This window comes from Psychrobacter sp. ASPA161_6, from assembly GCF_051970285.1.
Lineage (GTDB): Bacteria > Pseudomonadota > Gammaproteobacteria > Pseudomonadales > Moraxellaceae > Psychrobacter > Psychrobacter glaciei.
The window spans coordinates 1,218,008-1,242,644 of record NZ_JBEFNJ010000001.1 but is presented as its reverse complement, the minus strand read 5'-3'; the positions used below and the strand labels follow the sequence as shown (position 1 = coordinate 1,242,644).

17 protein-coding genes and 1 pseudogene are annotated in these 24,637 nt (G+C 43.7%); 8 read left to right on the top strand and 10 right to left on the bottom strand.

Annotation, left to right across the window (positions count from 1 at the left end; translation table 11 throughout):
* The first annotated feature begins 281 nt into the window (after positions 1-281).
* Together ACTQ9T_RS05065 and ACTQ9T_RS05060 are read left to right on the top strand one after the other, a co-directional pair.
* Positions 282-2,639: an ATP-binding protein gene (locus ACTQ9T_RS05065; protein WP_440464261.1), complete on the top strand. Its 2,358-nt coding sequence runs from the start codon at positions 282-284 to the stop codon at positions 2,637-2,639.
* 33 nt (positions 2,640-2,672) lie between these two features.
* Positions 2,673-3,611 (top strand): response regulator, encoded by a 939-nt coding sequence (locus ACTQ9T_RS05060; protein ID WP_440464260.1) that lies wholly within the window; start codon positions 2,673-2,675, stop codon positions 3,609-3,611.
* A 222-nt stretch (positions 3,612-3,833) separates the two neighbouring features.
* Here the strand turns inward: ACTQ9T_RS05060 and ACTQ9T_RS05055 are convergent, their stop codons facing one another.
* A complete protein-coding gene (locus tag ACTQ9T_RS05055; protein WP_440464259.1) occupies positions 3,834-4,331 on the bottom strand; it encodes a hypothetical protein in 498 nt (165 codons plus the stop codon).
* 202 nt (positions 4,332-4,533) lie between these two features.
* On the opposite strand from ACTQ9T_RS05055, the gene ACTQ9T_RS05050 reads away from it, so the two are divergent.
* The gene (locus ACTQ9T_RS05050) at positions 4,534-5,205 is read left to right on the top strand and encodes a hypothetical protein (protein WP_440464258.1); all 672 of its coding nucleotides are present in this window, start codon (positions 4,534-4,536) and stop codon (positions 5,203-5,205) included.
* A gap of 143 nt (positions 5,206-5,348) precedes the next feature.
* On the opposite strand, the gene rhuM is transcribed toward ACTQ9T_RS05050, so the two are convergent.
* From rhuM to ACTQ9T_RS05030, 4 genes are all read right to left on the bottom strand, one after another.
* Complete coding sequence (rhuM, locus tag ACTQ9T_RS05045) at positions 5,349-6,344, bottom strand: RhuM family protein (protein ID WP_440464257.1); 996 nt, start codon at positions 6,342-6,344, stop codon at positions 5,349-5,351.
* A 71-nt stretch (positions 6,345-6,415) separates the two neighbouring features.
* On the bottom strand, positions 6,416-7,159 hold the full coding sequence (locus ACTQ9T_RS05040) for a zinc-dependent peptidase (RefSeq protein ID WP_189581987.1): 744 nt from the start codon (positions 7,157-7,159) through the stop codon (positions 6,416-6,418).
* Positions 7,160-7,350: 191 nt separating this feature from the next.
* Positions 7,351-9,405: an autotransporter domain-containing protein gene (locus ACTQ9T_RS05035; RefSeq protein ID WP_440464256.1), complete on the bottom strand. Its 2,055-nt coding sequence runs from the start codon at positions 9,403-9,405 to the stop codon at positions 7,351-7,353.
* 199 nt (positions 9,406-9,604) lie between these two features.
* The gene (locus ACTQ9T_RS05030) at positions 9,605-10,198 is read right to left on the bottom strand and encodes a TetR/AcrR family transcriptional regulator (RefSeq protein ID WP_440464255.1); all 594 of its coding nucleotides are present in this window, start codon (positions 10,196-10,198) and stop codon (positions 9,605-9,607) included.
* A 119-nt stretch (positions 10,199-10,317) separates the two neighbouring features.
* On the opposite strand from ACTQ9T_RS05030, the gene ACTQ9T_RS05025 reads away from it, so the two are divergent.
* A complete protein-coding gene (locus ACTQ9T_RS05025; protein ID WP_440464254.1) occupies positions 10,318-11,757 on the top strand; it encodes an NAD(P)-binding protein in 1,440 nt (479 codons plus the stop codon).
* A 42-nt stretch (positions 11,758-11,799) separates the two neighbouring features.
* Positions 11,800-12,894: a DUF2855 family protein gene (locus ACTQ9T_RS05020; RefSeq protein WP_194618520.1), complete on the top strand. Its 1,095-nt coding sequence runs from the start codon at positions 11,800-11,802 to the stop codon at positions 12,892-12,894.
* Positions 12,895-13,053: 159 nt separating this feature from the next.
* On the opposite strand, the gene ACTQ9T_RS05015 is transcribed toward ACTQ9T_RS05020, so the two are convergent.
* A complete protein-coding gene (locus tag ACTQ9T_RS05015) occupies positions 13,054-13,692 on the bottom strand; it encodes a GDSL-type esterase/lipase family protein (protein ID WP_194618522.1) in 639 nt (212 codons plus the stop codon).
* A 238-nt stretch (positions 13,693-13,930) separates the two neighbouring features.
* On the opposite strand from ACTQ9T_RS05015, the pseudogene ACTQ9T_RS05010 reads away from it, so the two are divergent.
* The 3 genes and pseudogenes from ACTQ9T_RS05010 to ACTQ9T_RS05000 all read left to right on the top strand — a co-directional run.
* Positions 13,931-15,571, top strand: a pseudogene (locus ACTQ9T_RS05010) (circularly permuted type 2 ATP-grasp protein); the annotation flags it as partial.
* A gap of 951 nt (positions 15,572-16,522) precedes the next feature.
* Positions 16,523-17,308 (top strand): transglutaminase family protein, encoded by a 786-nt coding sequence (locus ACTQ9T_RS05005; protein ID WP_189581966.1) that lies wholly within the window; start codon positions 16,523-16,525, stop codon positions 17,306-17,308.
* Positions 17,309-17,342: 34 nt separating this feature from the next.
* Positions 17,343-18,083 carry a peptidase gene (locus tag ACTQ9T_RS05000; protein WP_440464253.1) on the top strand — a complete coding sequence of 247 codons (741 nt, stop codon included), beginning with the start codon at positions 17,343-17,345 and terminating at the stop codon, positions 18,081-18,083.
* 120 nt (positions 18,084-18,203) lie between these two features.
* Here ACTQ9T_RS05000 and ACTQ9T_RS04995 read toward each other — a convergent pair whose 3' ends face one another.
* The 4 genes from ACTQ9T_RS04995 to yghU all read right to left on the bottom strand — a co-directional run bounded on the left by ACTQ9T_RS04995 (position 18,204) and on the right by yghU (position 24,388).
* Positions 18,204-19,448 (bottom strand): DUF819 family protein, encoded by a 1,245-nt coding sequence (locus tag ACTQ9T_RS04995; protein WP_440464252.1) that lies wholly within the window; start codon positions 19,446-19,448, stop codon positions 18,204-18,206.
* Positions 19,449-19,761: 313 nt separating this feature from the next.
* Positions 19,762-21,429, bottom strand: a complete 1,668-nt coding sequence (locus ACTQ9T_RS04990) for a DEAD/DEAH box helicase (RefSeq protein ID WP_189581957.1) — start codon at positions 21,427-21,429, stop codon at positions 19,762-19,764.
* A gap of 606 nt (positions 21,430-22,035) precedes the next feature.
* Positions 22,036-23,121 carry a DUF1176 domain-containing protein gene (locus ACTQ9T_RS04985; protein ID WP_440464251.1) on the bottom strand — a complete coding sequence of 362 codons (1,086 nt, stop codon included), beginning with the start codon at positions 23,119-23,121 and terminating at the stop codon, positions 22,036-22,038.
* Between the two features lie 412 nt (positions 23,122-23,533).
* Positions 23,534-24,388: a glutathione-dependent disulfide-bond oxidoreductase gene (yghU, locus tag ACTQ9T_RS04980; protein ID WP_440464250.1), complete on the bottom strand. Its 855-nt coding sequence runs from the start codon at positions 24,386-24,388 to the stop codon at positions 23,534-23,536.
* Positions 24,389-24,637 lie beyond the last annotated feature (249 nt).

Here is a 24,637-nt window from a genome sequence, read left to right as displayed (position 1 = left end):
TTACCACTAGTAAGCAAAATAATGTTCACACCTACCTAATTTATACTAAGCAAGTAGCAAAGACAAATGCTGGCAGGATTGTATCTCCTAACATCACCACAGTTGTCGCTAAAATTAAAAGCTACTGGTTAACACCTGATAAAACAAAACTTTTGTCATCATATTGTCATGACGGCATCGTATCCTTGAGCCCACTATAAATGGTGGTTGCGTATCACTGATGTCTTTATTCATTAAGTGATTTATTGATGTTGGTAGACGCATCAATATAAGGTTTATCTATGAGTGTTGCTGGTCGGCTGGGTAGTATTTCCACACGTATGCTGATTATTTTAGCATTGGCTTTTTTACTAATTATCCTGATGGTGTACTGGGTCATCGAAACTCAAGCTAAGCCGCGCATACTGGAGATGACCTCAGAGACGGTGGTTGAAACGGGTAACGAAGCCATTAATAGCATTATGGCGAATATCAGCCACGTCGACGGACTGGCAAAGGCAGCCAGTGCGATGGCTGGCGGGTTGCCAAAAGAAGACCGCCTTTATAAAGAAACCTTTGGCAATCTCATGCAACAAACCGATCAACGGATTGTGGGCGGCGGCGTGTGGTTTGATCCAAATATGTATGCTCAAAACCGAGAGCGCCAGTCGTTTGTGTGGGCGCGTGATGACTCAGGAAACATGCAGCCGTTAGAGTATTATAATCAAGTGCGCCAAACGCCGAGTCCCTATTATCGAGAGTGGTGGTACATTCCTGCGATGTACGCACGCCATGACCACTGTGTCTGGAGCCGTGCGTATGTTGATCCGCAAAGCAATCAGCCGATGATGACTTGCGCCAAGGCATTGTATGACAGTCGCAATCAAGCTTTTGATGGGGTAGTGAGTTTTAATCTGCTATTAGATAACCTCGATGACGCCATGAAAAAGTGGCAAGATAAGCTGGGTGGTTATGTCTTTTTGGTAGACTTGGACAATCGATTTTTGACCTTTCCTGATCAATCTATAGTCACGCAAGTGACTGAGGACAACCCCCAAGGCGAGATGGTAACTGCGCATCAATTGGCCGAGAAAAACCCTACCTTTGCACCTATTGCGGATAGCCTAGATAATATTAACCAAACACTCATTGATGAGGCCGTTGCCAAAGATGAAGGTCGTTATACGCTCGCGGCACGTAGTATTTTGAGTACGACTAACCTGAATAAAATCGGCGAACAAGAATCCAAGTTACTGTCAGCATTACTGCTATTAAATATTGACCAAACATTTAATTTGGTAGACAGTCACTTGATTGGGACCATCGCTGTGCCCAATGATTTTGTGTTGCAGCAGCCTGCCACCGCCTTTGTGTTTCGTATGCCGTTTACCTATTGGAAGATGGTCATCGTCAAGCCCAATAATGACATGATGAGCGTGGCAAATGCATTGTCAAACCAGCTGATTCAAACCATGCTACTGGGTTTTATTCCTATCCTGTTGTTGACCGCGTGGGTGTTCCGTCGCTACTTTACGCGACCGCTAAAGTATATGGCACTAGCAGTGGCTGATATGGGCGCATTGATTGAGCAAAAAAAATATCAACAATTAAGCGCGCTTAAACTACCACACTCAAATGTCAGCGAAATTCAAATCATCAGTGAGCAGACCAACCAATTGATCGACCGCGTCGTCGAAAATGAAGGCGCACTTGCTGAAATCAATGTTCATCTAGAAAAACAAGTCGCCGCCCGTACGCAAGACTTGCAGCAAGCCATGAATGAGTTAAAAGCCTCACAAGTGCATCTGGTGCGCTCCGAAAAAATGGCTACATTAGGTCAAATGGTGGCAGGCGTGGCACACGAGGTCAACACGCCGCTGGGCTACGTGCGTAGTAACATGGAGCTGGTCGGCGATAATCTTGTTCGTTTTGATGAGCTGCTACAACATACCGATCAATTATTGCAAGCGTTAAAAGCGCCAACTATCAACCAAGAGCAAGTCAAACAGCTGATAGAGCAAACGCTACAATGCTGTGAGGAAATCAAAGAAGATGAAGTCAGTGAAGATTTGACCAATCTAATTAAGGACGGATTGTATGGTGTTGATCAAATTGCTGAACTGGTCGTCAGTTTGCGCGATTTTTCTCGAATTGACGAATCTAAGGTAAAAGATATCGATATCAATGAGTGCATCAATACCTCATTGATTATGGCTCGCAATCACTTAAAAACTCTAGACGTCAAAACCAATTTAGCCGAGCTGCCGCTGATTCAATGTAATCCTTCGCAAATCAACCAAGTACTATTGAACCTATTTAATAATGCCGCCCAAGCCATACCGAGTGATCATAAAGGGACATTACAAGTCAGCTCGTCTGTGGATAAGGCGCAGCAGTATGTTGTGGTACGCATTATAGACAATGGATCTGGTATCAAAGAGGATGTTTTAAATCATATCTTTGAGCCGTTTTTTACCACCAAAAAAGCAGGCGATGGCACAGGGTTAGGATTGGCCATTACAGCACAAATTATGGAGCAACATGATGGACGCATTGAGGTTAGCTCAATAGTTGGGGAGGGCACGACATTTACCCTCATGCTACCGATAAAGTCTATCGCTCATGAAAAGAAACCTTCGCAAGCCTTATTTGAAAGTTAAGAGACTTCCAGCCACTTATTTAAAGAGAGCGTCATGCAAAAACCAAAAATCGCTTTTATCGATGATGAGCCGCGTATCTTGCGCAGCTTAAAAATGCATTTTCGCCAGTCACATGACGTATTTATTACTACCGATGCTACTGAGCTGATGGAATATGTCAGCCAGAATGAGGTGCAAGTGGTCATCAGCGACCAACGCATGCCAGATAAGCAAGGTACGGAAGTATTGAGTGACATCAAAGCGGCTTCACCAAATACTATTCGTATCTTGTTAACGGGTTATGCGGATCTAAATGCCGTGATGGATTCTGTGAATGAGGGCGAAATTTATCGCTATATCACTAAACCATGGCAAAATGATGAGCTTAAAAAAATCGTTAATAAAGCCACAGAAATTGCTCAGAAAACCCAAGAAATAACGCAAAATCCTATGGAGAAGGATGCGACTCAAAACCATGCTGATAGTGGCACGGTTAGCAATCGCAATATATTGGTATTAGATGACGATGAGAGCGTCTATCAACAAATAAAAAGTCATTTTAAGAGCGCTTATACCGTGAGCTGGGCCAGTAACCTTGAACAGGCCGCAAAGTTACTACAAAAAAAACGCTTTGGCGTCACGATTACGGATTCGACGCTCAATAAAGAAAATATTACACCTATTGTTTATGCCTTAAAAAACATCCAGCCAGATCTAATGGTTCTGATGCTGACTGAGTTCAAAGACGCTCATATGGTCATTGATTTAATTAATAAGGGTCAGGTGTATCGCTGTCTACCACGTCCGACTAATTTATCTATCATGAGTATCAGTCTTGATCGGGCTTTTGATCATCACGAAAGATTGGTGCAGCAGCCGATACTGGCGGCTCGCCACCATGTTGAAGAAGTACCGGAGTCAGAGGCTTTTAACTTTTCTGAAAGACTGAAAGGTTTCTTTGCCAAATTCAGAGGTTGGCGCATTAGTAGATAAAAAGAATAGGGCATGTTAAACATTCTCTATCCATGGTTTGAAAAAATCATCGTCTCATATAAGCATAAGAGCCATTACATATAAGTGTCAACTCACTAAGTATTAAACTGTTTATTTAACATAATATACATTATGCGAAAACAAACCAACGGTCTTGGAAGGTAAGTATCTTATACTTAAATACTGTCTTAGCTCAGATATTTCTGGTATTAAGTTCAACTGTTAACGACACGTTTCCTGCAAATATCTGCGTAAAGTTCTGCCATCGTCATTTAAACTTACATCTGCGACTTTGCAATCAGCAGTCTTATTATTAGCATCACATGACAACTCATAATAGATATCGCTACCTTGCGCCAAGCTAACCTGAACCAAACCTTGCTCAGTCATCGAAAACTTTTTGTCTTGTGTATAGTCAGGATCTTGAGAATCCCACAGCACATCATAATCGATATTGCAGGACGTTTTATTTTTATCAAAATAATCTTGTTCAAGTTGCATGGCTGCTTGTAAATCAGCATTTGCATATTGCTGTAGCGCAGCAGGATTGCTCAACCCTTGGTCATCAGCATCTTGTTGATACATCTTTGTGATGGTCGCAATCTTCATGGCAGCCATAACAGCTTGTTTCTGATCTGATGTTGTCACATCTGCTGTAGCGCTACCGACAGGCATCAGTCCTATGGTTAGCAGAAATATGAGTGATTTATATGTTGGCATGATGTTCTCTACAAGCTTTTATTCTACAAGTGTTACAACCTATTACATCATACCCATATTTGGACTCTGCTGTATTATCGTATCATTCAGGTTTACTTACCAAAAGAACCATTTCATAGCGCGCTTATGCTACTTTTTTATTTGTTCTCATGACAATTTTGAGTGATTTTTTATCTCTGATAATCGTGTTAAGGATGATTTTATGACGATATTACCTGCTTTTTTTAAGAAAAAATCTGCGACATTGGCCTCTAGTAGCCTTTTATTGCTTACTTTGACCGCGACTGGCTGCCAGTCTACTTCTGAGTCCAGCGAAGCCATTGTGTCTCAACCAACCAGTAGCTCATCAATGCCTAGCAATGCTGATATCAGTCAGCAAACGCTTAAACAGCAATCATTGCGCATTCAGCACGCACTGGCTAATGGCGACTATGCCAGTATCACCAATGATATTCATCCCACACGTGGCGTCCGGTTCTCGATGTATGCTTATGTGCGCCCTGAGTCTGATAAAGTCTTTAGTCACGGGCAGTATGCACAGTATCTACAACAGTCCAATATTCGCTTTACGTGGGGTGAAAAAGATGGCACGGGTGATTTATTGATCACGCCGCTACCTGACTATTTGAGCAATTGGGTCGCTGCTAGTGCATTTGATCAGAATGCAGAGATTGGTATTAATAGTAGTAAAGCTATGGGCAATAGTATTAACAACTTAAATAAAATATATCAAAATTCTGACTTCGTTGAGTTTTACAGTAATGGCAGTGAAAAATATAGCGGTATGGATTGGCGTGCGATGCGTTTGGTATTTGATGAGTATCAAGGCAAGCGTTATCTGGTGGCGATTATTAATGACCAATGGACGGTTTAGAGTGTATAGAAACGATTGACTGACCACTTTTATAGGGTGCGTTTAAAATGGCAGCCTGATCTATCTGATTATAAATACAATATATTCAAATATTAAGATATATTTTGCAACTTATGTTACTTGGTTTTTGATGACAAGCTTGTTTATTGGCCCTCTAACGACAACATATTCATAATCAGCTTAATCAAAGTCTCTTTTTGATTGGGGTCAGATTCAGCGACCAATAAGGTTAATGCCGCAAGCCCAGTATTATTGATGACCATGTCACCTTTATCATTCAGCAGGCGGTGATTACGGTGTAAAAAATCCACGAATAGAAACGCACCGCTGCGTTTATTACCATCAGTAAAAGGATGGTTTTTTACCATAAAGTATAGTAGATGTGCCGCTTTACTCTCGATAGTTGGGTACGCAGGCTCACCAAAGACAGTTTGTTGCAAATTACCCAATACACTATCCAAACCATCACCACGAGGTTTAGCAAATAACTCAGTCGCCTCACCCCTATCTATCAGCTGCGCTTTCAAGTTTGTCAGCGCTGCCATCGCCTCAGCCGTACTGGGTAAGACACCACCGTCTTGTCCTGTAGGATTATCAAGTAGACCTTCATCATAGCGCTGTAACCATAAAAATGTCTGCGTATAGCGGCTTATAATCTCAACCAGTCCGCGTCCTTCGTCGGTGTTAAGCTCGGGACTTTGGGCGGTTTTTTTGATTAATTTTAGCGCTTGTTGCAATTCAGTAGAGTTTTTATCGAAGCGCTGTTGATTGAGCGTATAGCCTTGTACCAAGTATTCACGTAAGCGCTGCGTTGCCCAACGTCTAAATTGCACACCTTGAGGAGATTTGATGCGATAACCGACTGATATAACCACGTCTAAGTCATAAAAAGTCACCGGACGGTCTGAGTTTGCAATATGCATTTTTTGCATATTGCTTTTCTCATCGATTTCTTCATCTTTTATGGCATTGGCAATATGACGAGAAACCACTGATTGGTCACGCCCAAATAACTCGGTCATTTGGGCTTGTGACAACCAGACGGTCTCTTGCTCAAAACGCACATCTACTTGCGCCTTTCCATCAGCACTTTCATAGATCTCTACTTTTGACATGTCATCATTTATAGCGTTAATCATCTCAGCTTCCCAATCCTAAAACCTTCAATTGATTAGCCCGTATTGAAGGCTTTAGGTTCTGTACTCTTTATTCATAGTGGTGTTTGCTTAAAGAATTTCACCATAATCTCATAAATATCTGGATACGCGTCCACTAGCTTTTGCGGTGTCTCAAAAAACACCTCACTGAGTACGGCAAAAAACTCAGCAGGATTGGTCGTTCCATAGCGATCTAGTCCTGACTTGCGATGGGTTTGAAAGTCCTCAAAATCTCGCGCCATAATCTCAGTCCAGCGCGCAGGATCCATATCAGGTTGCATCGGTGGAAAACCGTTGGCGCGGCCATTCATCATATCAAGTTTGTGCACAAACTCATGAATCACGACATTATGACCATCACGTTCGCCAGAATGCTTGGCATCTTTCCATGACAATATAACAGGACCTCGCTGCCATGCTTCCCCGCTACGGTGCTGACTGCCTTCGTGGACAATACCAAATTCATCTACCGTAGTGCTGTCGCTTTTGTATGAACCTGGATAGATAATGACAGATGACCAGCCAGCATACCATTCAAGGCTTAGGTTTAAGATAGGCAAACAGGCTTGCAGCGCAATAGACTGCCTAACAGCATTGGTTATTTCAAACCCTTGCGCACCAGTAATGGATTTATCAGCCAAAAACAAAGTCGCCAGCTCAAACAGATGCGTCATCTCGTCATTGTTTAATCTATCCAGTATCACAATACGCTCAGCCGCTTGTACCCAATCGGCATGGGTAAACTCGCTGTTGTCCAATATACGCTGTTCACGCCAGTCTTTTATAATGCCAAACATACACGTCACCCCTATTCTTATAATATTTGGAACACATTTTTTATTACCACCTCTGAATATTATAGCGGTAACCAATAATACGCCATTATAATTGGTATATTGAAATGTATAAGAAAAAAACGCTGCTCATAAATCAATTATTGAGCAGCGCAGGTTTATATTCACAAATTATGACATTCATACATTGAGATTTAAAACTGATATTGCAATCCTAGTTGTACTGAGCTGTCTTTATCGTCACGTGCAAAGGTGGTGTCGCCATTCAGATACGCATAAACGTTTTTATGAACCTTATTGCTCACACTCAGCTCAAAACGTCCATAATCGTCGTCTTTATCTGCTTGAGTGATGCTAACCTCTCTTGTCCGACCATCAGCTAAAGACGTGGTCGATAAATTATCTATCAGACCATCTTCGATCACATGTACATAAGCGACTTTGCCTTGAAGCTTGGCAGGCGTGCCCATCAAATTAAAACCATACTGTAACTGGTAACCAAGCTCTGAATCCCATGCCTCGCTAGAGGTATCATCAATCTTGAGCGCAGTGCGAGAATTACCATTGCCACTGGTATAACCATCTATGTCTGTATCACTGTAATTGAGACCCAAAAAGGCACCATGGGCGATATTTTTTTGCATAAGAAAGTTGTAGCCAAGCTCATTGTGTGCGCTAAACACATCGGCATCAGAATTACCACGTTCGCTATTGTTGATAATATTGATACCATCATTACCATCCAGCCTGACGGTTCTATTAACGTCCAAGTCATGCTTAGACAGACTTAAAGAAGTAGTATTCCACCAAGCTGTGTCTTTGCCGCCCAGTAACGAGTAGGCCTGAACACCATAGCTTGTGTCTTTTTTAATACCGTTTTCTACGGTATTATTGTTTTGATTGGCCGCTTGCACACCTGCGCCAACACGCCAGCTCGGCTGTACCATATATTCGCCATATAGACCAATATTGGCACGAGTGCCTTCTTGTGCATTATCAGCGTCCACATAGCTTTGAGAGCCATCTACCCAAACCTGAGCACGCGACTCATAATCCATTAGATTGGTGTTATCCATTGCCCGTAGCGCCAAAGCATTGGCACGTTCAAGCACAGCTGAATGTGAGTCGGTAGCATTAATTTTTAACGCGGCGCCCATCATGTTTTGCAGAGTGATAGCGCTTTTGGTTGAGGCGATGATATCGGCATTGGTTTGCTCGACAATCAATTTACTAATGATACGAGAGTAGTCGCGCATTCTTTGTGATAGTCGTTCTGCGCCAAAAGCAGCAGTAAGCACTTCCTCATTATCTAATGCAGGGTTGTGCCACGTATAGCCACCTGGAATGTCTGGGTTTTCAGTTTGTGTGTAACCATCATAGTCAGGCCCGAGGCTCCAGTTGGTTGCCTCAAATCCGACGACCTGCATGACGCTATCAAAAGACTCCTGATCACTACAGCACCCAACGCCATAAGGCTCATATGGTTCTGTATTACCTGGTGCAATAATGGCTGGATTGACCTCCACTGTAATACCAAGCTCTTTAGCAATACGCAGCGCATTTTCACGCAAACTTACATTGGCAGCCACTTCATTGCCGTTATTATCGTAAGCATTTCGCCCTGCGTTGGCATACATTCTATCGCCTGTAATCAGACTGTCTAGGTTAATCATACCCAGTGCTGTCGTTTTTTCTGCGTCCGTGAGCTGATCAACAAACGCCTTTGAACCATTGAGACCGCCCTCCTCTGCACCAAATGCCACAAACTGAATGTCATGCTCCGTCTCAATGCCAGTCAGGTTTCTGGTCAACTCAGTCAAAACGCCAGATCCAGAAGCGTTATCATCCAGCGCCTCTAAATTCTCATAATTTGGATAGGCGACGGCAGAATCATAATGTGCACCGACAAACAGCGTTCTGTTGGTATTAGCACTGCCTTTTTGGGTCACGACAACGTTATTGCTCGTTAACGTCTCACCTCTAAATAAACCACGAGGCGCTACGAAATCGAAAGTTTGGCGATTGACTTGGTTATTACTGCCATCGATGGTCATACGCTGCTGCATATAGTCAGCAGCTTGGACTTCTTTGTCAGATCCTGTATACCTGCCAGCATAATCGCGGGCAAGCGTTAATGCCGTTTCTTCACCATAAATACCGTACTGAGCATCTGCAAATGTTTGCGAGCCTGTTAGCATTGCTAGAGCCGCAACGACTGAAACGGTAAGCGGTGATAAGATAGTATTCAAACGGCCTCTCCTTGGTCAAAGAAATGTAATCAATGTTAAAAAATAACCTAAAAAAATATGGTTTACAAGACAAAAAATCCATGTTTACTTATTTATTTTTTTTGAATAAAGCGGCGGTTGATTGAAATGCCACTTATCTGATTATTATGAGTATTTATTGATTGCTGTTTGATATCTATATTGCTAATTACGATCGTTTTTAGAAGGGTTTTACTTTAGCTTTAGTTATGCCAATAGCATCCAACTGCACTGCTACCACTCGCAGAGCCATCGTCTTCCAATCTAAATCCATATCATCGGTAAACACCATATGGTGACTAATACTCACGTAGCCGTGCACGATTGCCCAGATATCTAGCGCTATTTGTCGACGCTCCGTCGCGCTAGCACTATCTGGTAGATACGAGCCAGCCACTCGTACCAACTTTGAGAAAGCACTATCTCTTGCAGCAATAGCTTCGATTGAGGGCTGATATCCTGCATCAGACTCCCCAAAAATCAGCCGATAGTGTGCCTCATGTTGCGCGCCCACATTGAGATAACCCAAGCATGCTTCCAATACTTGCTCTTTGCTTGCCCTACCTTCTGGAATCACATCCATAGCTTCACGTACCAGATTAAACCCTTCTATGTACAGCGCATCTAATATGCCTTGCTTACCTTGGAAATGACTGTATATACCGATAGTGGACAATCCTGCACGTTTAGAGATGGCACGCACGCTTAGGGCATCCCCGCCCCCTTCTAAAAAAAGCTCAGATGCTGCATTTAGTATTTTGGTTCTGGCATCCATTAGATTCTCACTATGTCTTGACAATTATAACAGTGTTATTCTAGTATATAACACTGTTATGTACAAACTATTATGAATTGATTGTATTGATAAAGACTTCACTTGAGAGTAAGGACACTATGAGTATTCAACAGCTAGAAACGGATTATCTAATCATTGGTAGTGGCGCGGTGGGCATGGCCTTCGCTGACGTCTTGCTGACAGAAACGGATGCTAATATTATTATCGTCGATAAACATCATAAGCCCGGTGGTCATTGGAACGATGCTTATTCGTTTGTCACCTTACATCAGCCATCGTCTTTTTATGGTGTTAGCTCACGTGAGCTTTGCGGCGGTATGATTGATGAGATTGGTTTAAACAAAGGCTTGTCTGAGCTGGCATCAGGCGCAGAAGTTATGGCGTACTTTGATAGAGTCATGAAGCATACGTTTTTACCGAGTGGCCGTGTGAAGTATTTCCCTATGTGTGAATACAAAGGCGACGGCAAGTTTTCATCGTTACTGTCTGATACCAGTTATGAGGTTAAGGTCAATAAAAAAATCATTGATGGTACTTATTTCAAAACTTCAGTACCAGCGACCCATACCCCAAACTTTGAAATTGCTGAAGGCGTGAAATTTGGCCCGTTAAATGACTTGCCGAGTCTAACCACATCACATAATGGTTATGTCATTATAGGTGGCGGCAAAACAGGTATAGATGCAGTATTATGGCTACTGGAGAACCATATTGATCCAGACCATATCACATGGATTATGCCCAGAGACGCTTGGCTAATCGATCGTAAAAACACCCAGCCCTCTCGTGATTTTTTCATCCACACTATTGGAGCACAGGCCACTCAGGCAGAAGCGATTGCTGATGCTGAAAATATCAAAGACCTTTTTGATCGTTTAGAAAAAGGCGGCGTATTAATGCGTATTGATCCAAATGTACGCCCGCAAATGTTCCATGGCGCCACCATTAGTAGTGAAGAGCTTAAGCAGTTACGCCGTGTTAAAAACATTGTGCGCAAAGGTCGTGTGACCCGTTTAGATACTGACAAGATTTATTTCGGTGATGACAGCATTGCTACCACGCCCAACACAATGCATATCGACTGCTCAGCACGAGCAGTACCAGTGACAGAGACGTACGATGTGTTCAAAGGTGATACTGTGGTGGTACAAACCGTACGTACCTACCAGCCTGTATTCAGTGCTGCGTTCATCGCCCACATCGAGGCCAGTTACGATGACGAAACTGTCAAAAACGAGTTGTGCCAAGTGGTACCGATCCCAAATCATGATACGGACTTTCTAGTTGGACTCGTTAAACAAATGCAGAATCAAATGCGTTGGTCAAAAGAGCCTGCGCTACGTGAATGGATGATTAACAATCGCTTAGACGGTTTCACTAAATTGGTACGTGCCAGCGAAGATACGCCACCTGAAGAGCTAGCTATCCTTAAACGTCTAAAAGAAGCAGGACCAAAAGCCGCTGCAAACATGCCCAAGCTCATGGGTGAAATTATGCAAATCACGGCAGCACGTCACGCCAACACCGCTAATGCCTAAAAAATGCTAGAACTGCCAATAATATCTATCAAGGAAGCGACTATGACAGAATTTCAAACCAACAAAGCAAACCTAACCCAAGCTCGCCTGCAAGAGACGCCTATACACACTCTTGGCGATGGTGAAGTACGCGTCAAAGTTGATCGCTTTGCTTTTACTGCCAACAACATTACTTATGCAGTCATGGGCGACCAATTACGCTATTGGCAGTTTTTTCCGCCAAATGGGAATGAACCCGAAAAATGGGGCATTATTCCTGTATGGGGCTTTGCCGATGTCATCGAATCAAATAGTGAGGCGCTGCCCGTCGGTGAACGGCTATTTGGTTACTTTCCGCCTGCCAGCGAATTGGTTATTACCCCCAAGCGAGTCACGCAAACCAGCCTGCTCGATGGTAGTGCCCATCGTGCCGAGCTGCCACCCGGCTACAATATGTATCAGCGCGTTAACCACGAACCAAACTATGACCGTGCCTATGATAATCAGCGGATGCTCCTTTTTGTCTTACATTTGACCTCATTCTGCTTGCATGATTTATTAAAGCGCAATGACTGGTTTGGCGCAGAACAAGTGGTGATTATCAGTGCCTCTAGTAAAACCAGTATCGGCCTAGCCTATGGCCTCACTGATGATAAAGACGCGCCGCACGTTATCGGTCTCACATCAAACCGTCATATAGATTTTGTTAATTCCATCGATGCTTATGACGGTGTGCTGAGCTATGACACGCTGGAGCAGATTGATGCGACTAAGCCGACGGTCATTGTAGATATGTCAGCCAATACTGACGTGCTTAGCCGTCTACATAGACACTTAGGCGATAACATGCGCTACACCAGCAATGTCGGTCTCACGCATTGGGACGAACCGCGCCATGTAGACGGTATCATTCAAGAACGTAGCCAGCAGTTTTTTGCGCCCAGCCATGTACAGCAATGCATGAAAGAATGGGGCCCTGAAGAATTTAACAAACGCTCCATGCGCTATATCATGAATAGCACCGCGAAAACCAATGCATGGCTAAAAATTCAAGAGCTTGACGGGGTTAATGGCTTGCTGGAGGTTTATAAAAACATTTGCGAGGGCAAAATAGCCGCTGATGAAGGTTTAGTAGTCGTCATGGGTGACGATGAATAAAATGACAGGGCTATAAAGGCCTGACTATAAAAATTGTTGATTCGTCATTAAGAAAAAAGCAGAGCGTCTATTAACTAGGCACTCTGCTTTTTTCTTATGGTATTCTAGATGCCAAACGCATACGCCCTACTTACCGTTTTCAAGGTTAATATTTGCGGCTTAATGTACCCAGCCTTCGTCTTTTAAATAACCATGTAACCCTTCGGCGAACTGTCTGTATCCCGCCGCATTGGCATGAATTCTATCAGATTTTAATGCGTCATCTGACAGAATAGTCGACCAGCCATCAGAGTATAATGGCACATCTTCAGCATCTGCAACGTCTTCATAAATAGGGTTGTCACTGGCCTTACCGAACAGCGCACTGGTACTAAAATAAGGCTGTGCTATCAGTACCACTGAAATGTCAGCGGATTTAAACTGATTAATCGTTTCGGTAATATTGGCACGCGTCGTATCAGATTGAACGCGTTGCAGCACATCATTGCCGCCGACGCCAAGCAGTACCAAGTCAGGGTTTTGCTTAGTGATTTCGTCCACTCGAGCCAGCACATCTGCAGAAGTATCGCCATTGACACCTGCATTAATGACTCTCCATTTGCTCAAGTCTGCAAGTATCTTAGGATAGGCAGTTTCTGGACTCGCGCCATAGCCATAAGTCAATGAATCGCCAAGCGCTATCACTGTGCTACCAGCGGGCAAGAGATCTTGTTGTGGTTCGCTACCACAGCCAGTCACACTGATAGTCGCTGACAATCCTATACCTGCCAGTATTAAAGAACGATGGTATTTTTTCATAGTTTTATTGACCTTGTTCAACGATTTCTTGTCTTATTTAGTGGACCATAGAACACTTGTTTGTAATATTCTAATTCATAACATATTGAATATATTCCATTTTATTATAGAACGATTGTTGTATATTGCCCAGTAGACGTTGTATAGTTCATACAAGATACAGGCGCTATGTATGGCGAATTGACGCTATTGTCTGTCCACTATCATCTAGATTCTACCAAGGATACGTGTGGTATTTATGAATAAAAAATCATCTCAATCTCAGTCTCAGTCTCAGTCTCAGAGCCAAAATCAATCACAAGAAGACCAGTCGCAAGACCAAAGTCAGAATCAAAACACAAATAAGGACACGGCTGCCCCTAAAACAAGTACAAAAGACAACGCTTCAGAGCCATCGCAAAGCCAATCACAGAATCAGTCAGAGGATACACCCGTCAAGAATTTAGCAGATACTCCCCCATCACGAGCACCAAGCTTTGATGAGCTCCAAACGGCTAAAGGTCAGTATCGTCCAGTGGTAAAAGCCGTTGGTAATTGGCTTGATAACATCAACATGGATGCCCTCAATTATCTAAACGAACAAGCAGAAAATATCTTTTATCGTAAGGGCGTTACCTTTACCGTCTATAGCGATGCCAAAAACATCGAGCGTATGATTCCGTTTGATATTATCCCCCGTATTATTGCTGCAAGCGAGTGGCGTCTGATAGAAGCCGGTTGTAAGCAGCGCATCACCGCACTCAATGCTTTTTTGCATGACATCTACCATGACCAAGCCATCATGAAGGCCGACATCGTGCCTGCCAGCTATGTCTATGCCAGCGGCTGCTATGAGCCTTGGATGATGGGTATTGAGCTTGACAAACCCATCTACTCGCATATCAGTGGTATCGACTTGATCCGTGACGAGTCTGGCAAGTTCTGTGTATTAGAGGACAATTTGCGTACTCCGTCTGGTGTCTCCTATATGCTTGAGAGCCGTAAAATATCAGAGACATTATTGTCTGATATGTTTGCTGACACCTCTATTATGGGCATCAGTGATTATCCCGACCGCCTCAAAGCCTGTCTTGCCAGCTCAACCTCCAAATATGATCCACAAGTTGTCATCTTGACACCTGGCCGCTTTAACAGTGCCTATTATGAGCATGCGTTCTTAGCACATGAGATGAATGTGCCACTCGTACATGGTTATGATTTGGTAGTTGAGGACAGTAAAGTCTATATGCAAGGTATTCGTGGCAAGGTACAAATCGATGTGATCTACCGACGCATTGATGACCCCTATATTGATCCGCTCGCTTTTCAATCTGACTCGATATTGGGCGTCTCAGGGCTAATGAGCGCCTATCGCGCTGGTAATGTCGTTATCGTAAATGCACCAGGTACAGGTGTGGCTGATGATAAGAGCCTATATCCTTTTGTACCAGACATGATTAAATTCTATCTAAACGAAGAGCCGATTCTGCCTAATATAGAAACCTATCAATGCCGCAAGCCTGATGAGCTCAAATACGTGCTTGATAATTTAGACAAGCTAGTCGTAAAAGAAACCCAAGGTTCGGGAGGCTACGGCATGCTTATTGGGCCGACTTCTACCAAAAAGGAGATCGAAGAGTATCGCCTGCGCTTACTTGAAAACCCAGCTGGATTTATTGCCCAGCCGACTATTTCGTTATCGACCAACCCCACTGCTGTCAGCGATGGCATTGCGCCACGTCACATTGATCTGCGTCCCTTTATCCTCAGTCACGGCGATGGCACAGTCGATATCGTACCGGGTGGCTTGACTCGTGTGGCCATGGTTGAGGGCTCATTAGTCGTCAACTCATCACAAGGTGGCGGTATTAAGGACACTTGGGTCGTCGATGACAGTCACCTACAATCTGAAACCAAAAAACCAAACGGTAATGGTCAAGCTGGCAAATACACGCCTGTGCCTTTAGATGCCAACAACTCAGATCACGCCAACTATTATGATCGTGTGCAGCCTAAAGAAGCAGGCTATGAGATGCTAGATGACGCACCAATGATCTTGCTACTCTCCACTGCCAGTCATCTCATATGGCTAGGCCGATACAGCGAGCGCCTGTATTACTATGATAATGTCATGAAGCAACTGGTCAAAGACGATCTCAAAAAATCACAGCTGAAGCATTTAATCAGCCATTTAGGTTTTGACGCGGATGCGGATGAATCGTTTAAGACCATGAAAGCGCAGATGCTGTCTGATCTGGAACGAAATATCATACCGAACATCGTTCAATCGATAGATGACAATGTGCAAGAGGCCAAAGGCGTCATTGGTAAAGACACGGCTGAGTTATATAATTTGATTAAGCGGCTTTCAAGTGCTGGTACTTATCGGGCTGCAACCTTACAGCTACACGCATGTAACGCAGCTATGAAACAAGAGCATCCAACGGTGACCTGCTTCTGGCAATTAGGGCGTCATTTTGAGCAGCTAGAGCGGGCTGTGCTACTGGAAGAGGACTCAATAGAAGTCAGTCTTGAGTTTAAGTACTGGATCAATGAGCTGCCTGAAAACACGCGCTGGCGTGAGCTGACACGTCTGGCCAATCAGATGATTAGATCGAAGAAATTTAGTGATTTTCAGCTGATTAGCAAAGAGTTTAATATCATCTTGCGTCAAGGTGTCTAGTCGCAAGATGATTACAGGCGCTAATGATACAGTCGATTCCAGATAATTTGGATAATAGCAAGGCGAGTAACAGTACTACCAATAGTAGACTAAGCAAGCCTAACGCCATATCCGATTTATATGGGATTGACCATACATATGAAATAAACAGAAAAATAGGAAGCTATCATGAAACTTCAAATCAGCCATCAAACCAACTATTATTACGGCGAGCTTGCACAGCGCAGTGTCCAGTATATACGCATGACGCCAATGCAGATGCCGCACCAAATCATTCACAAATGGGAGGTGATGCTCCCCAAAGTGGCGACCAATCAAAAGGACGGCTTTGGCAATGACTGGCTTACCCTCAGCCGTAACGAGGCGCATAATAACTTGCAGATGCAAGCGTCAGGTATCGTCGAGATTGATACAGAGACCAAACGGTTAGAGGATATGGCACATGTCCCCTATCTGCTCTTTACTGTACAAACGCCATTGACCAAATGTTCACAAGAGATGCGTGAGTTTTCAGCGCCCTATCTAAAAAACCCCACGCATGACAGCCTAAAGTCGATGGCCAATGCCCTTATCATGAAGATGCCGTTTGTGAAAGATGTGACTCATGTAGGTACGACAGCGACTGAGTCTTTTGCGACAGGCGCTGGCGTTTGCCAAGATCACACCCATGTGTTTTTAGGCTGCTTACGGGATCAGCATATCCCAGCCCGTTATGTGTCAGGCTATCTATACGACGATACCGAAAACCATATGGCCAGTCATGCGTGGGCAGAAGTATGGCTGGACGGTTACTGGTACACCTTTGATATCTCAAATCAGCTGTTTCAACCAAGCTCTCATGTCTACGTCGCCATTGGTCGAGACTATTTAGATACAGCTCCTGTCCGCGGTGTTAGAATGGGCGGCGGTTATGAAAACCTTTACAGTCAAGTATTGGTTTCGAGATTATCATAGGCTATTTTTAAGCCTATTCTACTAAGGATCAGTTATGACTTATTGTGCCGCTATTCGCCTGAAAGAAGGGATGGTTTTTGCTAGCGACACACGTACCAATGCTGGGGTTGATCATATCTCAACCTTTAGAAAACTCTATCAATATGGCGTTGAGGGCGAGCGCTTTATCGTATTACAGACAGCTGGCAGCTTAGCGACATCGCAGGCGGTGTTTAACAAGCTGCAAAATGATATTGACCAGCGTCTTGAGAGTAATCTCAATACGGTCCCGACTTTATTTGATGCCGCGCAAATGGTTGGTGAATGCATGCGTGAAAAAATGAACCATGCAAAAAAAGTTGCTAATTCTAGTGTCGATGGCGCCTTTACCAGCTCTTTTATGCTGGGTGGTCAAATAAAAGGCCAGCCGCCTGAGCTGTACATGATTTATCCTGCAGGCAATTGTATCAAAGCCACTGAAGACACCCCGTTTTTTCAGTTGGGTGAAAGCAAATATGGCAAACCCATTCTAGATCGTTCTGTCAGCTACAATACAGACGTAAGACATGCAGCCCGCGCGTTGATGCTGTCATTTGATTCAACCATTCAATCCAACTTGTCAGTGGGCATGCCAATTGATTTTATACTATATGACAATGACAGCCTGACCATGCCCACTGGCCGACGTATTGATGAGAATGATGCATATTTTAATAGCATTCGCCATCAATGGTCAGAGGAGCTGCGTCGTATTTTGATTGAATTGCCTAAATGTCCTGATGGTTATTGGGGATAGGTATATGAAGGGCAAAAACTGTTTTAAATGAATGGTGCGGATCAACCGACAGACGTAGAAAAAGCAGCATAAATCGACCTTATGCTGCTTTTTTTATAACCATTTTTTCAAATTATAAGGTTATGTCACCACCAATCGCATTAGCTGCGTACTGATATAACCACCAAACGTGCCCACTGCATAACCCAAAATACCTAAAAATACGCCAACTGGTGCTAACGATGGATGAAAGGCCGTTGCGACAATCGGTGCCGATGATGCACCGCCAGTATTTGCGTTAGAGCCAACTGCTAGAAAGAAAAATGGCGCACGAATGACTCTAGCAACAGCAAAGATGATAACAACGTGAATACTCATCCACAATAGACCAATGAGTAGTAGTCGCCACTGCGAGACGATACCAGCCAAATTGATTTGCATACCAATAGCCGCAATTAATACAAAGATAAATACGGTACCGATTTTTGAGGCACCCACATGATCAAGCCTGCGAATTTTAGTAAAAGAAAAGATGACACCTATTAGGGTGATAATCACCACCATCCAAAAGAACGAGCTGGCAAAGCTATACTGTACCGCCCAGCTATAAGGTGCAAAAAACTCTGCAATCTGACCGCCTATGAAATGCGCCACCCCAACCATCGCAAAGCATAAGCCAAACATCACCATCAAATCATTTAAAGTCGCTGGACGCGTATGATCACGCTCGTAGCTTTCAACCGCTTTAATCACTTTATCGATACTGCTGGTATCCGCTCTTAATAGGCGATCTATCTTATCGCTATGCTTTGCCATGATTAATATCGCCAATAACCACAATGAGGCATTGGTCGTATCGACCAAAATCATCATGCCAAATAAATCATCGCTAACCCCAAATAGCTCTTTCATGGCCGCTTGGTTAGCGGCACCGCCGATCCAACTACCCGCCACTGCTGAAAATCCGCGCCATAGCGTGTCATCTGTAAACATGTCAGGCGATATCCATTTGGCTATCCCTAAGCTAATCGGGCCACTGATGACAATGGCGATACTGGCGGCAAAGAACATAGCAATCGCTTTCCATCCCAACCCCAATATCTTTGGTACATCCATTGATAGCGTCATCAATAGCAAACTTGCTGGCAGCAAATAAGTAGCAGTAAAACCATAAATCTGCGAACCAATGCCATCGGCAAATACGCCCAAACTGTTTAGTGTGGCTGGTATAAAGCAGCACAGTACGATACCCGGCAATACCGCATAAAAGCGCTGCCAAAACTTACCGGGCAAACCTTGAGTATAGAACACCAATCCGATAACAGCCATGATGATACCAAAGGCTAACGGCAAGCTATCAATGGCTAAATGAGAAATATCAGGCATCAAGGTACTCCAAGAGTTACAGCTAGCAAAAGTGAATCAGTATAGATAAGGCGAAAAACAGGTGCAAGCAACGATTGACTACAAAGATATATTTGTTCGTTTTGGCAGCTCATCAGTCCTAGAGCGTGTCCTCATTGTTAGCCCATTTGGAGAATACTGGATTGATATGAGAACACGCCCTAATCGGATACATATAAAACCACTGTGCACAAAAAAGCCAGATAACAAGTATCTGGCTTTTTGACGCTATTTTATCCGATTAAGTAAGGACTATTTTATTAATAACCTTTATTAATCATTAAATATAACGGTATTACGAGTTGTTACTACGGTTACCGCCGCTTGAACGACCTTGACCACGGCTGTCAGCACGACCAGCTGGGCGACCTTGGCTGCCGCTTGGACGACCACGACCCGTTGCAGCACGCTCACCGCGTGGAACGCCAGTGCTATCACCACGGCTAGGAGCACCAGTGCGCTTGCCTTGATACGGCTTGCCACCTGAACGCTCATTTGGCTTACCAGATGAATCACGTGGCTTACCTTGATAACCGCTGTCATTACTTGCGCGTTGACCGGTTGAAGCACTGTCACTTGAGCGACCGCGAGCATTAGCAGGATTACCTTGATAGCCACCGCTTGAGCGACCACGGCCTTGACCATTACCGCCGCCGCCGTTTGAACGACCACGACCACGGCCACGACCATTGCCTTTGTTTTCGCTAGGTACGTAAGTCTTCTTAGGCTCCATGCCTTCGATGATACATACTTCCATTTTGCGATCTAAATAACGGTTGATCGCGTTTAGCTGTGGACGGTCATCCATGCTACATAAGCTGATAGCGATACCAGTACGACCGGCACGACCACAACGACCAATACGATGGACGTAATCTTCAGTCTGACGTGGCAAGTCATAGTTAATAACGTGCGAGATAGCTGGGATATCTAGACCACGAGCGGCAACATCCGTCGCTACTAGGATTTTAATTTTGCCATTACGCAAGTCTTGAACGATACGGTTACGCTTGCTTTGTGGCAAATCACCATGTAGGAAGCTTGCTTTATGACCCGCTTCTTGTAGCTGTTTGGCCAGTTTTTCAGTGCTACGCTTGGTAGCAGCAAAGATAATGATCTGTTCCATGTCTTGCTGGCAAACGATTTTGTCAAGCAAACGGTTTTTATGATCAAAATCATCACAGTAGTACACTTTTTCTTCGATATGTGCAGATTCTACTTTGATTGATACGCGCTCAGGGTTCTTAGTGAAGCTGGCAGCGATTTTACCTACTGGGCCATCCCAAGTTGCTGAACACATGATGGTTTGACGATCCGTTGGTGCAGCACGTAGGATATCACTGATGTCATCAGCAAAACCCATGTCTAGCATGCGGTCAGCTTCATCAAGTACCAATACTTCTAGGTTTGACAAGTCAACGCGACCGGCATTGATATGGTCAAGTAAACGACCAGGGGTCGCAACGATAACTTGTACGCCTTTTTTCAAAGCAGTAATCTGACCGTTGTACGGTGCGCCGCCTACTAATGGCACACAGAACAAACCGCGCATATCTTTAGAGTAGGTACGAACGCTGTCATGTACTTGCTGAGCAAGTTCACGCGTTGGTGTTAGGATAAGTGCTTTGGTTAGTTTGTCAAAGCTAGTGGCGCGGCTTAAACGATCAAGTACAGGGATAACGAAAGCTGCCGTTTTACCACTACCGGTTTGCGCTGATAGGAGAAGGTCACGACCCGCTAGAGCAAAAGGAATGGCTTGTGCTTGAATAGGTGTTGGGTTTGTATAACCACTGCGATCAAGCGCGGTCAAAATTGGCTTGGCAATACCGAGGTCAGTAAAAGTAACTTGATTTTCGTCAGAAGCGTCAGCGTCAGTAGAAGCTGCTTCATTAGTAGTTGTGTTTTGAGTGGTGTCTTCGATAATGCCATTTTCAGCGGCGATTGCAGATAAGATGTCAGTCATGAGAATCCTTGGTAAGTATAAGTTGCTGTAAATTCAGCAAACTTGATGCATACCACTGATAACCGTTCACCACGCTGCTTTTATTAAAAAATTACCGAGCAATATGAAAATGTCGATAATCAGAAGCCAAGCTAATAAAGCTCTACTTCTTCAATAAATGCGTTCGTGCTGTCTGACGTATTTTGGTGGTAGTGCCGAGTGTCTTATCCTTGCCTGATATCAGCGCATTATCAATGCTTTGTCCAAAGCAGATAAAGGCAAACAACAACCAATCTAGACCATATTTATATGGGCCAGTAGATAAGATATGAGTCAAAAATAACTGATATTTTTTAAAAGGTTATTTAAGTACACAAAATCATCGGCAACAATTACTTATGGTCATCCTAGACCCAAAATCGCAGGCGATGTTATCAATCTCATAATTCACGCTAGTCAATGCTAACGTGGCGACGCAGTATAGCACAGTACAAACACTATCTGTATCTATTTTTCCATTTACTATCAAAATAAGCGCTATCTTCTTAATAACCAATCATTTATTTAATCAAGACATGCCTCAGCCTTTAAGTAAATGATTGGTCACTAAAATGAACGTCGAATGTTCTAGCGTAGAATTTTTACTTCTGTCACATAAGTTGGCATTTGCCATGCCCCGCCTGCTTCGACCATACGGCACAGCCCCGTAGTGCTCTCATGACTTTTTTCAAAAGCTTTACCTGTCCACATCCAGTCGGCTTTGGATAAGCAGTCACCAATCCCGCGACCTTTTTGTACCGACGTGATTTTACCTTTGTCGTAATCGGTTGCATTGGTGGTAACCAAGGTCGGCTTATAAGGTTTATTGTCATTTATCACCCAGACGCCTATACCTGCATTATAAGCCCCTACCCAGCATTCGTGTTGTGCTAATAACTGCGTATTGTTCAAACGGCTGACACGCCATGAGGTTTCATCGAACAAATTTGGGCAGTCACTATCGGCATCTCGCATGGTAGTTTTCATCATTGTTGACAACTGCGAGGATTTCATCACAAATTTTTTGTTGCTGCTAGATATAGCAGCAGGGTTGGGTGCTACAAAACGGAGCGATGGTGCAGGCTTAGGTGGCAAGACACTACTATTGGGCTTTTTAGCATCATCGCTACGGATAAAGGCACTCGATGTGCCTAGGCGGCCCTGTGCCTCATCTGCCTTGAGCATGACAGCGCTAGCCCCTTTATCAGACAACTGCCAACGTGAGTTACGTAGTACCAGCTCGATTTTGCTTGATTTAGTCAAGGCATCTAGCAGTGCGGTCACCTGTGACGAGGTCAGCTCCGCATTGCCTGCTGCTGCGGAGAAAGGCTTGGTTTCACCCAAGTCTTTGCCGTCGATAACCAAAGAAATGCGATGGCGATTACCCAGTTGCATCAAGGCTTTCGCAGCGCTTTCTTTAGCACCGCCAAACTTAACCTGACCGTCTACGGTGGCATTGGCCCCCGCACGGCGCACCAGCAATACCGAGACGGGCAACTGGCTATTGTTTTCTGCTTGGTATCCTGCCAGCCGGCAAGTACGGGTATTATCACAAGCAACCTGCCAATCTTGGCTGGTAAATTCAACGGCGGCAGCATGAGCGTGGCTCATAGAGCTAAATGATGTGATAGTCAGTGCCGTCAGTATGGGTAATAAAATTTTATTTTTTGACATTAATAGGCTTATTTTTGTTGTTGTTTTAGCTTTATTTGCAGAATGAGTCACATTTTTTGCATTAAATTTTTTATGAATATTGATATAGCAACTGGCATTGTTATCAGTTAACAATAATGGTGCACTTAGAACTTTATGCTTCTTCATAATAATGACTCATCAATAGAAGAATTATAAACACACGTCCTTTAAGACGGCGACCTGTTATCTTAACGTATCAATGTTTCTATCTGTTGTACTAATGTACCATTATGTAAAGATACAAGTATACTGCTAATTTAATATATCGATATATAAAGATAGCACTATCAATATGTTAAAAAACAAGGCTGATAAGCAAATTGCTTACCAGCCTTGTTTGACAGTCTCATTATTTTTATTTTTCTAATGAAGACCTATGATGCTTAATTACTTAAGCCATTGGTTTTAGTGACAGATCGACTGCCCGTTTTACCGCAGGACGCTCAGCTATTTGCTTCGCCCAGCGCTGTACATTTTTATAATCGTCGACCTGTAAGAATTCAGCGGCTTCATAAAGCTTACCCAAAACCAATTGTCCATACCATGCCCAAATAATGATATCCGCAATATTATAATCTGCCTCGTCATTGCCGCACATGTATGCGCTGTCTTTTAGGTGTTTATCGAGTACGTCGAGCTGGCGCTTGGTCTCCATGGCATAGCGATTGATGGGGTACTCCATCGGCTCCGGCGCATAAGCATAGAAATGACCAAAACCACCGCCTAAGAAAGGAGCACTACCCATTTGCCACATCAACCAAGACAGACAGTCTGCTCTCGCTTTACCAGCGGCTACAGGTATGAACTGACCAAATTTTTCTGCCAAGTACATTAAGATGGCACCGGACTCAAAAAGCGCAATAGGCTCGCCAGCGGTATCGGCAGAATGATCGACCAAGGCTGGAATCTTTGAGTTAGGGTTTATCGCCACAAAGCCCGAACCAAATTGATCGCCTTCTGAGATGTCAATTTTATAGGCGTCATATTCAGCGCCTTCCACACCAAGCTCGGCCAGCTCTTCTAATAAGATGTTAACCTTGACACCATTTGGCGTATTTAGTGAATAGAGCTGTAATGGCGCCTTGCCTACTGGCAGCTCTTTTTCATGACGCGCGCCAGCCGTTGGGCGGTTGATACTAGAAAATTTACCGCCACTTTCTTTATCTTGTGTCCATACCTTAGGTGGCGTATAAGTCGCTTCTTTTACATTATTATTGGTCGTTGATTGATTGTTGTCATTACTCATCAGAGATCCTATTTGTTATTGTGTCACAAAATATAATTTTACTAAAAATAGCCCGTTCAAGATAATTTGGATAAAAAAGCAGGCAAAAGCACTATAAACAGTAGGCTGAGCAAACCTAACGAATTATTTAATTCATGTATCCAATTTATATGAGACTGACTGAATGTGTGCTCTACTATAACGGCTATCTCTCAACCTATTAAAGTCCTGTCGTGTAATTAATGTAGTGGTTTTTAGGATAAAAAGTCC

What these genes read in the sequence shown, in the direction of transcription:
- ACTQ9T_RS05015 (WP_194618522.1), bottom strand. Translation starts at nt 13,692, where the DNA reads ATGAAAAAATACCATCGTTCTTTAATACTGGCAGGTATAGGATTGTCA.
- ACTQ9T_RS05055 (WP_440464259.1), bottom strand. Translation starts at nt 4,331, where the DNA reads ATGCCAACATATAAATCACTCATATTTCTGCTAACCATAGGACTGATG.
- ACTQ9T_RS05060 (WP_440464260.1), top strand. Translation starts at nt 2,673, where the DNA reads ATGCAAAAACCAAAAATCGCTTTTATCGATGATGAGCCGCGTATCTTG.
- ACTQ9T_RS05050 (WP_440464258.1), top strand. Translation starts at nt 4,534, where the DNA reads ATGACGATATTACCTGCTTTTTTTAAGAAAAAATCTGCGACATTGGCC.
- ACTQ9T_RS05065 (WP_440464261.1), top strand. Translation starts at nt 282, where the DNA reads ATGAGTGTTGCTGGTCGGCTGGGTAGTATTTCCACACGTATGCTGATT.
- ACTQ9T_RS04995 (WP_440464252.1), bottom strand. Translation starts at nt 19,448, where the DNA reads ATGCCTGATATTTCTCATTTAGCCATTGATAGCTTGCCGTTAGCCTTT.
- ACTQ9T_RS05005 (WP_189581966.1), top strand. Translation starts at nt 16,523, where the DNA reads ATGAAACTTCAAATCAGCCATCAAACCAACTATTATTACGGCGAGCTT.
- ACTQ9T_RS05030 (WP_440464255.1), bottom strand. Translation starts at nt 10,198, where the DNA reads ATGGATGCCAGAACCAAAATACTAAATGCAGCATCTGAGCTTTTTTTA.
- ACTQ9T_RS04985 (WP_440464251.1), bottom strand. Translation starts at nt 23,121, where the DNA reads ATGTCAAAAAATAAAATTTTATTACCCATACTGACGGCACTGACTATC.
- ACTQ9T_RS04990 (WP_189581957.1), bottom strand. Translation starts at nt 21,429, where the DNA reads ATGACTGACATCTTATCTGCAATCGCCGCTGAAAATGGCATTATCGAA.
- ACTQ9T_RS05025 (WP_440464254.1), top strand. Translation starts at nt 10,318, where the DNA reads ATGAGTATTCAACAGCTAGAAACGGATTATCTAATCATTGGTAGTGGC.
- ACTQ9T_RS05020 (WP_194618520.1), top strand. Translation starts at nt 11,800, where the DNA reads ATGACAGAATTTCAAACCAACAAAGCAAACCTAACCCAAGCTCGCCTG.
- rhuM (WP_440464257.1), bottom strand. Translation starts at nt 6,344, where the DNA reads ATGATTAACGCTATAAATGATGACATGTCAAAAGTAGAGATCTATGAA.
- ACTQ9T_RS05000 (WP_440464253.1), top strand. Translation starts at nt 17,343, where the DNA reads ATGACTTATTGTGCCGCTATTCGCCTGAAAGAAGGGATGGTTTTTGCT.
- yghU (WP_440464250.1), bottom strand. Translation starts at nt 24,388, where the DNA reads ATGAGTAATGACAACAATCAATCAACGACCAATAATAATGTAAAAGAA.
- ACTQ9T_RS05040 (WP_189581987.1), bottom strand. Translation starts at nt 7,159, where the DNA reads ATGTTTGGCATTATAAAAGACTGGCGTGAACAGCGTATATTGGACAAC.